The sequence below is a fragment of the Acetobacter sicerae genome, assembly GCF_011516765.1.
Lineage (GTDB): Bacteria > Pseudomonadota > Alphaproteobacteria > Acetobacterales > Acetobacteraceae > Acetobacter > Acetobacter sicerae.
Genome location: NZ_JAAABN010000005.1, coordinates 117264 through 128794, shown reverse-complemented (window position 1 = coordinate 128794; position 11531 = coordinate 117264). Strand labels below are relative to the sequence as shown.

Annotated in this window: 9 protein-coding genes; 6 read left to right on the top strand and 3 right to left on the bottom strand. The window is 60.3% G+C overall.

The window, feature by feature from the left end; translation table 11 throughout:
- Positions 1–298: 298 nt before the first annotated feature.
- Entirely contained in the window at positions 299–1267 is a 969-nt protein-coding gene (locus GVI59_RS07510; RefSeq protein WP_173573669.1) for a mitochondrial fission ELM1 family protein, read from the bottom strand.
- A gap of 583 nt (positions 1268–1850) precedes the next feature.
- Here GVI59_RS07510 and eno point away from each other — a divergent pair.
- Positions 1851–3128: a phosphopyruvate hydratase gene (gene eno / locus GVI59_RS07505; RefSeq protein WP_173573668.1), complete on the top strand. Its 1278-nt coding sequence runs from the start codon at positions 1851–1853 to the stop codon at positions 3126–3128.
- 184 nt (positions 3129–3312) lie between these two features.
- A complete protein-coding gene (locus tag GVI59_RS07500; RefSeq protein ID WP_018308182.1) occupies positions 3313–3642 on the top strand; it encodes an FtsB family cell division protein in 330 nt (109 codons plus the stop codon).
- Positions 3643–3852: 210 nt separating this feature from the next.
- Here the strand turns inward: GVI59_RS07500 and rpmG are convergent, their stop codons facing one another.
- Positions 3853–4020 (bottom strand): 50S ribosomal protein L33, encoded by a 168-nt coding sequence (rpmG, locus tag GVI59_RS07495; RefSeq protein WP_010668957.1) that lies wholly within the window; start codon positions 4018–4020, stop codon positions 3853–3855.
- 157 nt (positions 4021–4177) lie between these two features.
- Between rpmG and GVI59_RS07490 the strand changes: the two genes are divergently transcribed.
- Positions 4178–5383, top strand: coding sequence for a molybdopterin molybdotransferase MoeA (locus tag GVI59_RS07490; RefSeq protein WP_173573667.1), 1206 nt, complete (start codon positions 4178–4180; stop codon positions 5381–5383).
- Between the two features lie 77 nt (positions 5384–5460).
- On the opposite strand, the gene GVI59_RS07485 is transcribed toward GVI59_RS07490, so the two are convergent.
- A complete protein-coding gene (locus GVI59_RS07485) occupies positions 5461–7506 on the bottom strand; it encodes an NAD(+) synthase (protein WP_173573666.1) in 2046 nt (681 codons plus the stop codon).
- Positions 7507–7817: 311 nt separating this feature from the next.
- Here GVI59_RS07485 and accD point away from each other — a divergent pair, with 311 nt between their 5' ends.
- The 3 genes from accD to GVI59_RS07470 all read left to right on the top strand — a co-directional run bounded on the left by accD (position 7818) and on the right by GVI59_RS07470 (position 11370).
- Positions 7818–8741: an acetyl-CoA carboxylase, carboxyltransferase subunit beta gene (gene accD, locus GVI59_RS07480; RefSeq protein ID WP_173573665.1), complete on the top strand. Its 924-nt coding sequence runs from the start codon at positions 7818–7820 to the stop codon at positions 8739–8741.
- 105 nt (positions 8742–8846) lie between these two features.
- On the top strand, positions 8847–10178 hold the full coding sequence (locus tag GVI59_RS07475; protein WP_173573664.1) for a bifunctional folylpolyglutamate synthase/dihydrofolate synthase: 1332 nt from the start codon (positions 8847–8849) through the stop codon (positions 10176–10178).
- 79 nt (positions 10179–10257) lie between these two features.
- A complete protein-coding gene (locus GVI59_RS07470) occupies positions 10258–11370 on the top strand; it encodes a hypothetical protein (protein WP_242013004.1) in 1113 nt (370 codons plus the stop codon).
- Positions 11371–11531: the final 161 nt, after the last annotated feature.

Below are 11531 nucleotides of genomic sequence, written 5' to 3'. Positions count from 1 at the left end.
TTTTATATAGGGAATTTAAGTCTATTTTACCGCACCTGATGAAGAAGACTGCCTGCATAACAGACGCTTTCATCAGATCCAGCCAGATGATCACACTCTACTCATACACTGCTGTATGCTTTCATTCAGCATCACGAAGAAACACTTTTTATCGACACAACTGTTTGGGAAATAAATAAAAAAAAGATTTTCAAGAATCCGACAAACATGATGGCCACAACGCCGGCAAGACAATCCGGAACACGGCCCACTCTGATACTGTTTTATCCTGTCTCAGACAGAATGGATAACAGACGGATCACTCCCTGCCCCTGAACAGGTTTTCCAACCCGAGCCGCTGACACATCTGCTCCGCAACAACAGGAGTGTCGTCGAGAGGCTGGACATCCCAGCGCTCAAGCTCCCCTTCAAACATGCGGATCCTGCCACACTTTTCCAGCGTCTCGAGAAACAGTCCAATCCTGCGGGACTTTCCCGGCAAACGCTGCACATAAACCGGCGCTGCGCTCGCCACCGCTTCCGAAATCATCGACACGCTATCCGCGGTAACAACCAGCCAGTCTGCACAGGCGATCAGGCCACGATAGGGATTGTCATCGCCACCGCTCCACAATGTGCCGTGCACACTCTCAACGGCATCGCGCAGCACAGCTGTCGCCTCAGGCGCGGTCCGTCGGGACGTCGTGATAAAAAGATGCGCACCGGATCGACTTGCGACACTCGCCAGCCGATCCGCGAAACTCTCCGCCTCTTCGCGTCCAAGCCGAAAGCGCCCATTCGCGCCTCCGACAAGAACGGCAAGCAGCGGGCGACCTGACATGTTCAGTCTGTCCCTCCACCGCACACGGGCTTCAGCCAACTTCGTCGCAGTCAGACCATGCAGCGCCGTGCGGCTGAGCAGGACATTCGGCCCGTCAATCTCATCATGATAGTTGGCGATCACCAGATCGAACCGATCCGAACGAATACGGGGATTCTGAATCTGCACGACATGACGTCCGCTGTGATGCATCGCGGCTCCGACCGCCCCCCCCTTTCCCGCCACGCTGAACACCAGATCATCGTGTGATGGAACCGGCTTTGCCGACAATGCCGTCAGTGGGCGAGGCCAGAGAGAAGAGGGCAGGCATCGATGCAGCAGTCCCGTGGCCTGCACGGAATAGAACCGTGTGGGAAGGGCGACATACTCCGCCAGACCAAACGCCTGTGAGCGCATGCCAGCGAGATCTTCGGCCACAACAGCAATTCCGGAAGGAGCATAGAGCATTGCGGAAAACACCTCACCACAGGAGAAGCATGAGGAGCTGCCTCACTGATGCCTAAAGGAACGTCTGATTCCTTCCATCCTTTTATGGTGTTTTGTCCTGTTTACGAAACACTGAAAACGAATATCGCCTTCCATCTCCGAAAAAGAAGAAATGCCCTCTCTCTGCCGGTCGCATTCCGGTCACCGCAATGCACGGCATGTCCGTCATCCAGTCACAGTGTCATCTGCGCTATCCCGTCTGCCCAGCCCCCTGGTGATCACGCAACTGAGGAGAAGCCACACCGCAACGACGAAGGATCGGCCAGCCTGTCCCTTTGCGCCTTTCAGCCGCTCATATCATGGAGACACACGCTCCGGTCCCGGCATACTCGGCCCTGCTTACCGCTTTCCTGATTACGGTGCGGGAACATACACCGGAACCGCCTGCGTCATCTGCAGCAACCCGTAAGGGATGATAAAAGTTCATCCCGCAGTAAGCCATTTGGCAGTTGACAACTTTGTCTGAAGCGGTCCTCTAACAGTCCGGCGCCTGCCCGGCAGAGGTGAGCGCCTGCAATAAGAACGCAAGAAGCAGAGGCTAGTCATGAGCGCCATTGTCGACATCATCGCCCGCGAAATTCTGGACAGTCGTGGCAATCCCACCGTTGAAGTTGAGGTCGAGCTGGCTTCCGGCGTCACCGGCCGCGCAGCCGTTCCCTCCGGCGCATCCACGGGCGCGCACGAGGCTGTCGAACTGCGTGACGGCGACAAGTCCCGTTATGGCGGCAAGGGCGTCCTGAAAGCCTGCGAGAACGTCGAAAGCGAAATATTCCCGACACTTCAGGGGGCGGAATCACAGGACCAGATCGATATCGACAACGCGATGATCGAACTGGACGGCACCCCGAACAAGAGCCGCATGGGCGCGAACGCCATTCTCGGCGTGTCCCTCGCCATCGCCAAGGCATCGGCTGCTGAACTGGAAATCCCGCTTTACCGTTATGTCGGTGGCCCGTTCGCCCATGTCCTGCCTGTGCCGATGATGAACATCATCAATGGCGGCGAGCATGCGGACAACCCTATCGACATTCAGGAATTCATGATCCAGCCGGTCGGCGCACCAACGGTGGCCGACGCCATCCGCTGGGGCTCGGAAATCTTCCACCAGCTGAAGAAGTCGCTGTCCGCTGATGGCTTCGCCACCAACGTGGGTGACGAAGGCGGTTTCGCTCCCAACCTGAAATCCGCTGACGAGGCGCTGACCTACATCACCCGCGCCGTGGAAGCCGCAGGCTACCGTCCGGGCGAGGATGTGACGTTTGCGCTCGATTGCGCCGCCACCGAATACTACAAGGACGGCAAGTATGCGCTCGCAGGCGAAGGCAAGACCCTGGATGCAGGCGGTATGGTCGCTTATCTCGAAGACCTGACAAAGCGCTTCCCTATCGTCTCCATTGAGGACGGTCTGGCCGAGGACGACTGGGAAGGCTGGACCCTGCTGACCCAGACGCTCGGCAAGTCCGTGCAGCTGGTCGGTGACGATCTGTTCGTGACCAACCCTGTCCGTCTGGCGCGGGGCATTGAGGACGGCGTGGCGAACGCCCTGCTCGTGAAGGTGAACCAGATCGGCACGCTGACCGAAACGCTGGCCGCCATGGAGATGGCCCACCGTGCCGGCTACAAGTGCGTGATGAGCCACCGTTCCGGCGAGACGGAAGACACCATCATCGCCGATCTTTCGGTGGCCACGAACTGCGGTCAGATCAAGACCGGCTCGCTCTGCCGTTCTGATCGCACGGCGAAATACAACCAGCTCATGCGGATCGAGCAGGAACTGGCAACGGCCGCTGCCTATGCAGGCCGCACAATCCTGAAGAAATAGGATCCACACTCCTCAGTCCCCGGTCTTTTGCGGCCGGGGACAGGTTTGTTGCGACGTGAAAGCCGCTCAAACTTCCCGAAATGTAATTATTCAGCCATTTCGCCTTTTTTAAGCCACATCTTGCAATACGGTATGGGACAGGCTTGAAACCCTTGGTTCGATTCTCCCGGAGGTCCCGATTCGTATGCAGCTAGGCCGGATAATTCGTCGCGCCGTAAACGCGGTCCTCCCTCCCTCCGTCTTTCTCGCTCTCACCGGTTATTTCTGCTGGCAGGCCACGCAAGGCGCGCATGGCCTGAAATCCTATCACGAGCAGCTTCACCTGCTTGATGAGGCCCACGAGTCCCAGGCCAACGCCGTCACGGAGCAGGCGGCCTGGCGGCGTCGTGTAGCGGGTCTGAGCGAAGGCGCATTGAACGCAGATATTCTGGATGAGCGCGCCCGTGCGATGCTCAATCTGGCCAACCCCAACGATATCGTCGTGCCTTACGACAAGCACGCGCAGCTGTTCTAAAAATAATTCCGGGAACGCCGCCTTTTTGAAAAGGCGGCATAAAACTTTTATTTCAATAAGTTATCAAAAACCAAACTGGATCAAAGGGACTGCGTCCCTTTGTGGGGTTCGAGACAAAGCCCCATCAATCCATCCCGACACTCCAAAGAAAAAGCGCCGTTCCCGGAGGAATGGCGCTTTTCATATGGACTGCGTTTTAAGGCGCAGACCTTATTTGATTTTCGCTTCACGGAAGACGACGTGCTTGCGAGCGACAGGGTCGTACTTCTTCAGCTCGAGCTTGCCGGTCTGGGCGCGCGCGTTCTTCTTGGTGACGTAGAAATATCCGGTGTCTGCGGAGGAGACGAGCCGGATCTGGATGACGTTGGACTTTGCCATAAGATCCTCGGAATCGTGCCTGACCGCAGGTCCGGATTTGCACCCCTGATCGCGGCCGTGGTTCAAGTTCGGCGCAAATTGCGCATCCGAGGGCCTCAGGTCAAGCATTCATGCGCCCCAGACGCCCCGGAAGCCTCAAAAAGTTTGGAAAAAGCCCATGATCGAGGTCTCAGAAGCCCTTCACCGCATCCTTGCCGCCCTACCGCTGCTCGGTACAGAGACCGTGTCGCTGACCGAGGCCTGCGGTCGCGTCAGCGCCGCGCCGGTCACGGCGCGCCTGTTCAACCCACCGGCGGATGTCTCTTCCATGGATGGATACGCCGTCAGGGCGGCCGACACGGCGGAAGGCGCGAAGCTTCATGTCATCGGGGATATTCCCGCCGGTCATCCGAGCGACAGAACGATCACACCCGGCACCTGTCTGCGAATTTTCACGGGCAGTCTGGTCCCCGCAGGCGCGGACGCGATCCTGATTCAGGAAAACACCACCCGCGAAGGCGATCACATCACGGTGACGGAGCCAGTCACCGGCGGACGTTTCATCCGCCGCAAAGGACTGGATTTCTCGGAAGGCCAGACCATTGTTCCTGCGGGCAAGAGACTGTCGGCCCGCGACATCGGCGTCGCGGCGTCGGCCAACTGTCCCTGGGTTACGGTCCGCCGGCGTCCCCGGGTCGCCATTCTCAGCACAGGCGACGAGATCGTTCTGCCCGGTGACGCCGTACCGCCCGGCTCCATCGTCGGCTCAGCCGCCTTCATGCTCGCTGCCCTGCTGCGCAAGGCTGGAGCCGAGCCGATCATCCTGCCCGTCGCCCGGGACACGGTCGATTCGCTGACAGGCAGCACCCGGCATCTGGAGACGGTCGATCTGTTGCTGACCATCGGTGGCGCCAGTGTCGGAGACTATGACCTCGTCAAGAAAGCCCTCGGCGAGACGGGACTGGTCACGGATTTCTGGAAGATCGCCATGCGCCCCGGCAAGCCGCTGATGTTCGGTCAGATGAACGGAACACCCGTCATCGGGCTGCCCGGCAATCCGGTCGCGGCCTTCGTGTGCAGCTTCGTGTTCGTGCTTCCTGCCCTCCGAGCCATGTCCGGCGAGATCACGAAAAACGACGGCACCGAGCCCGCCCGTCTGACCACTGATCTGCCCGCTAACGACCAGCGTTTCGATTATCTCCGCGCTACGCTGAGCCGGGACGAAAACGGCGTTCTCTGGGCGAAACCCTTTTCGCGGCAGGACTCCTCCATGATGGCCCCGCTGGCCGACTGCGACGCGCTGCTGATGCGGGAACGCTTCGCGCCGGAAGCGAAACAGGGAGACGCCTGCCGGATTGTGCGCCTCCACGGGCTGGTGGACTGAAGGGGGCAATTCAGGGGCCTTGCCCCTCATCCCATCCAAAGGGCCATCTTTGGAAACCAGTTATCGGGATGCTGGGGCTACGCCTGCGGCACGTTCTTCTCCAGCTCTTCCAGCCAGACCCGCGCGTTCCCGTCAGAGGGCGCACGCCAGTCGCCACGGGGAGACAGAGAGCCGCCCGCCACCACCTTGGGACCATTCGGCATGGCAGAACGCTTGAACTGACTGCTCGTAAAGAAGCGCCTCAGAAACACAGCGAGCCAGTGCCTGATGGTCGGCAGGTCATAAGCCACGCGCTCATCCTCGGGGAAGCCGGGCGGCCACGCTCCGCTATCCACTTCGTTCCACGCATGCCACGCAAGGAACGCGATCTTGGACGGTCGGAAACCGTAGCGCAGGACGTGAAACAGCGAGAAATCATGTAGCGCATAGGGACCGATGGTGGCCTCCGTGCTCTGCACCGCCCCGTCCACGTCAGGCGGCACCAGTTCCGGTGAGATCTCCGTCGCAAGGATGGACTTCAGGATTTCCACGGTATCCGGACTGAACTGGCCGGATGACATGAACCACCGGATCAGGTGCTGGATCAGTGTTTTGGGCAGCCCCGCATTGACGTTGTAATGCGCCATCTGGTCACCCACGCCATAGGTGCACCAGCCCAGCGCCAGCTCCGAAAGGTCGCCTGTGCCCAGCACGATGCCACCACGCTGGTTGGCCAGACGGAACAGGAAATCGGTCCGCAACCCCGCCTGCACGTTCTCGAACGTGATGTCATAGACCGGCTCGCCCCGCCCGTAAGGATGGTCAATCTGCTTGAGCATCAGTTCCGCTGCGGGACGGATGTCGATTTCATCAGCAGTCACACCCAGCGCCAGCATCAGGGCATGGGCGTTGCGCTTCGTCGCATCACTGGTGCCGAAACCGGGCATGGTGAAGGCGAGAACCGCATTCCTTTTCAGTCCCAGTTCATCCGCGGCACGAACGGCGATCAGCAGGGCCTGCGTCGAATCGAGCCCACCCGAGACACCGATCACCATCTTCCGCGCCCCCATGGCCGCGAGGCGTGTCCGCAGGGCGGACACCTGAATGGTGCAGGCTTCGTAGCAGTCCTGCGCCAGTCGCGCCGGATCCGCCGGAACGAACGGAAAGCGCGGCACATCACGGATCAGCCCCAGATCAGACGCCGGAGGGCCAAATCTCCTGACGATCCGCCGCCATACCCCGCCACCATCCTCAACCGACGCATTCGTCGCGAAAGAGGTCATCCGCATCCGTTCCTGACGCAGCAGATCGAGGTCGATGTCAGCCAGCACATGCCGCGCGCCATTCGGGAAGCGGTCACTGGCTTTCAGCAGGTGGCCATTCTCGAAGATGGAGACCTGACCATCCCATGCCACGTCGGTGGTGGATTCCCCTTCCCCCGCAGCGGCATAGAGATAGGCGGCATGGCAGCGATCGGACTGGGAGCGGCAGAGCATATCCCGCACCTCCGCCTTGCCGACCGTGATGTCGCTGGCCGAAAGATTGGCGATCACGCTGGCCCCGGCCAGCGCCGCACGGGTGCTGGGCGGCAGCGGCACCCACAGATCCTCGCAGATTTCCACACCGACGCAGAAACCGGGAATGTCACGCGCCTCGAACAGAAGGTCCGTGCCGAACGGCGCCTCTCCTCCCGTTATGTGAATCATGTCTCCCACAACGCCTGCGCCCGGTGTGAACTGCCGGGCTTCATAGAACTCGCGATAATTCGGAAGGTAGGACTTGGGCACGACACCCAGAATCTCGCCATGATGAATGGCAATGGCGCAGTTATAGAGCGCGCCATGATGCCGCAGCGGCGCACCGATCAGAATAAGGGGAAGAAACGTAGCGGTAGCGCGGGCGATCTCTCCCACCGCTTCCTCAACGGCGTCCAGCAGCACATCCTGCTGCCGGAGATCGTCAATGGCGTAACCGGAAAGGCCCAGTTCGGGGAACACGGTCAGCACCGCTCCCTGTTCGGAGCAGGCCGACACACATTCAACGATGCGGGCGGCGTTCAGGCGTGGATCGGCAAGCCCCACCGGCAGGGTGCAGGCCGCAACACGGGCGAAGCCGTGCCGATAAAGGGAGTGGAAGTCCCGCATGGGTGCCCTCACGCAATCCGGAATGTATCAGAAGACCATTCTATAGTCGGAGCAACCGACACAGGCCAAACAGCTTCTTGTGTGAGCAGGCGCAGTCTCACCGGTCACTCCTGACCCACAGGGCCTGATCCATGAAAGCCTGTCTTCAAAGTGTCCGGCCAGCAAGACCGCCCCAGGGGCTCCTGTTCAGAGAAAACGTTCCCATACTTGGCAGAGCGCCGCAGGAAAGCTATTCAGTCCCCCTTTGCAACCGCCCCTGAGGTCATGGGATGGCGGCTGACCGTTTTGTTTTTTCTGTGCGGAGTTGAGGCATGAGCTGGCTGACCAAATATGTCCGCCCCAAGATTCGGGGACTGCTCAAGCGCGACGTTCCGGACAATCTCTGGACCAACTGCACGTCCTGCCACCAGATGGTTCTGGTGAAGGAGCTGCAGCGCACCCTGAATGTCTGCCCGCACTGCGGTTTTCACATGAAGGTTCCGGTTGCCGAGCGCCTTGAATGGACGTTCGACGCTGGCAGCTATACGCGCATCGAACTGCCCAAGGTCGCTGTCGATCCGCTCGGCTTCCGTGACCAGAAGCGTTACACGGACCGCCTGAAAGACGCCCGCGCCAAGACCGGCCTTGATGAGTCGCTGGCGGTCGCACACGGCAAGATCACCGGCTATCCGGCGGTCGTGGCGGTCATGGCGTACGAATTCATGGCGGGCACGATGGGTTCGGCTCTGGGTGAGGCGTTTGTCGCCGCCGCCCGTCTGGCCATTCTCCAGCGGTCCCCTCTGGTCATCTTCACCGCCTCCGGAGGCGCGCGCATGCAGGAAGGCCTGATCAGCCTGATGCAGATGCCGCGCACGACGGTCGCCGTGCAGATGCTCAAGGATGCGGGGCTGCCCTACATTGTTGTGCTGACCAACCCGACCACGGGCGGCGTCTCCGCGTCCTTCGCCATGCTGGGCGACGTGCAGATTGCCGAGCCGAAGGCCCTGATCGGCTTCGCCGGACCGCGCGTGATCGAGGACACGGTCCGCGAGAAGCTGCCGGAAGGCTTCCAGCGTTCCGAGTATCTGCTTGAGCACGGCATGCTGGACATGGTCGTCGAGCGCAAGAATCTGCGTGAGACCCTTGGCCGCGTGATCGGTCTGCTGACCGCAGCCCCTCCGGGAGACGTGTTCACGGAAACCCTGCCTGATCCGGAAGAGCCGGGCTCCGAAGACAATCCGCTTCCCGTCAGCTAAGCGGAAACCGGCCTCTTCACGGGGTGAGGCGCATGTGACTCACCCTGATCTGCTCTGACATGGCGGCCCTCGCCCCTCCCGGCGCATGCCCCGGAGTGAAACAGCATGACTGACACGTCTTCCCCCCGCAAACCAGCTCTCGGAGCGGAATTCACGGGCCGGACCGGGACCGTTCTCGAACGGCTGAATCGCCTCTATCCGGCTCTGATCGACCTGTCTCTGGGGCGTCTTGAAGTCCTGCTGGCCAAGCTCGGTCATCCCGAACAGCATCTTCCTCCCATCATCCATGTCGCCGGAACCAACGGCAAGGGCAGCACCTGCGCCAATCTCCGCGCCATCGGCGAGGCGGCGGGCTGGCGTGTGCATGTCATGAGCTCACCGCATCTGGTGGACGTGACGGAACGCTTCCGTGTCGCGGGCCGACTGGTCAGTGAAGAGGAGCTGGTCGCCACACTGGAAGAAATCGAGCGCGTGAACGGCGGCGAACCGATCACCGTGTTTGAAGTGCTGACAGCCGCCGGATTCCTGCTGTTCTCACGCCATCCTGCCGAGCTGGCCATCATCGAGGTCGGGCTGGGTGGCCGCTTTGACGCGACAAATGTTCTGCCACGCCCCGCCGCCTGCGCCATCACGGCCATCTCGATGGACCATGAGGCCTTCCTTGGCAGCACTCTTGCAGCCATCGCGAATGAAAAAGCCGGCATCATCAAGCCGGGCGTGCCAGTTGTCACCGGGCGTCAGCCTCAGGCGGTGCGGGACGTTCTGGAAGTGGAAGCTGACGCCAAAGACGCGCCTCTTCGGCTCCGCGACCATGACTGGGAACTCACCCGGAGCGCGGATGGGACATCCCTGCTTTACAGGGACGCAGCCGGGACTCTGACACTGCCGCTCCCTGCCCTGACTGGCGCCCATCAGGACGACAATGCCGGGCTCGCCGTCGCCGCCCTTCGCGCCAGCGGGCTTGTCGTGCCCGATTCGGCCTGGGCGGGAATCGCTCACACGCGCTGGCCCGCCCGGCTTCAGAAACTCGAAGGCACGCTCGCGGCCCAGCTCCCGGCCGGGTGGGAACTGTGGCTGGATGGTGGTCACAATCCCGGCGCGGGCGAAGCGCTGGTGCCTGTGCTGGAGCAATGGTCTGACCGCCCGCTGCATATTCTGGTTGGCATGAAGCAGACCAAGGATGCTTCAGGCTTTCTTGGACCTCTTCTCGATCACGCAACCTCCGTCCACGCCGTTGCGGAACCGGACCAGCATCTGGCGCTGCCTGTAGAAGCCATCGTGGAGGCCTCTCATGGAAGAGCGCAGTCCGGCCCTGACATTGCCACAGCTCTGGCGAATCTGTCTGACAGAGAGGGAAAGGCTGCTCGCGTCCTGATCTGTGGCAGTCTGTATCTGGCCGGAGTTGTATTGAAAAAAGACGGATGGAGCGCTGAATAGAAGACGTTCGTAAGGAGTAGTTAACCGTCTCGCCTTAGGAGAAACAGCAGGTACTGTTTCTCATCCGAGCGAGGCGCCTTTGCGCAAGATTCTCCTGTGTCTGGGCCTTTCCATGGCGGCTCTGTCTTCAACCCGGCAGGCTCATGCCCAGTTCGCTCCCGAGCACAGCGCGTCCTATCTGGATTCACGACGGGATTCCGAACTGCGCCACCAGACGCTCTCCCGGATGCTGATGACCATGAACATGGACCCCGGTGACGAGGGTGTGGTCGATACGTCGCCTCTGACGCAGTACCGCATGCCGACACATCGTTTTGAGCCGGAAGAGGGCCAGCAGCATCCTCCCCGTCAGCGCTCCGTACCCGACGAACAGCAATCCTATCATTCCGGTAACTTTTTCGGGGTGGCTTCACATATTCCGGCTGTCGTGCAGGTCAATCGGGAAATCGGGCTTTCCGTGACAGGCGCATGGAGCAACTACAAGGAGAAGCTCCCCTGGCAGGGCGCCAGTACCGGATATGACCGGGAGACCGGCTGGGTTCCGGGTTTCCAGCTTGATGTGGCCGACATGTTCGATACGTACGAGATCGACCATGTTTTCGTCGCCGCCCACTTCGCGCTTGGTGACGGCGATGTGTCCTACAAGGGATCAGCCTATAATCGTCTCGGCGATGTCTGGCCGCTCAACAGCACCTCACACCGCATGACTACCGACAGCCGGATTGAAATCGGCAAGGGCCTGATGGTCAATGATCGCTTCATGATCACCCCCACGATCGTCGGTGGGTACTGGTCATGGAACCGGGACATCCAGTCATCCGGCGGTGTCCCGAAAAGCTCGGAAGCCTATGGCGGTTTTCTCGCCGGCATCCAGGTACGTCTCGATTACGCCATTACCGATGCGTTCGTCCTCAGGGGGCGGCTCGCATGGACGGAGCTGCTAGGCTCACGCATGGACGCAGCAAACGCAAGGGGCACCTTCCATCTTCGTCCCCGTCCGGAATGGACGGCGGCTCTCGATTTCGACTATCGCATTGCCCGGTCGCTTCACGTGATCGGAGGCGTGCAATACACGTATTACTCTTTTGGCCGCAGTCAGCTCATCAATCAGCATAATGGTTTCTATGCGTTCGAACCCAGCAGCTGGACCAATGGCGTGACTCTTCATTCCGGAGTCGCTTACGGATTCTGATATCATTATCGGTTGAAATAACTTTGTGTTTTGCAGAGCGGGACAGACAAGCCACCGCCCTGCATCTCTTTTGATTTGGGCTGTCCGGCTTACAGGACTTCAAGACAATTCTCTCAGGATAAAAACCTGTATTCTTCCATATTTTCTTACATGGGAATGAT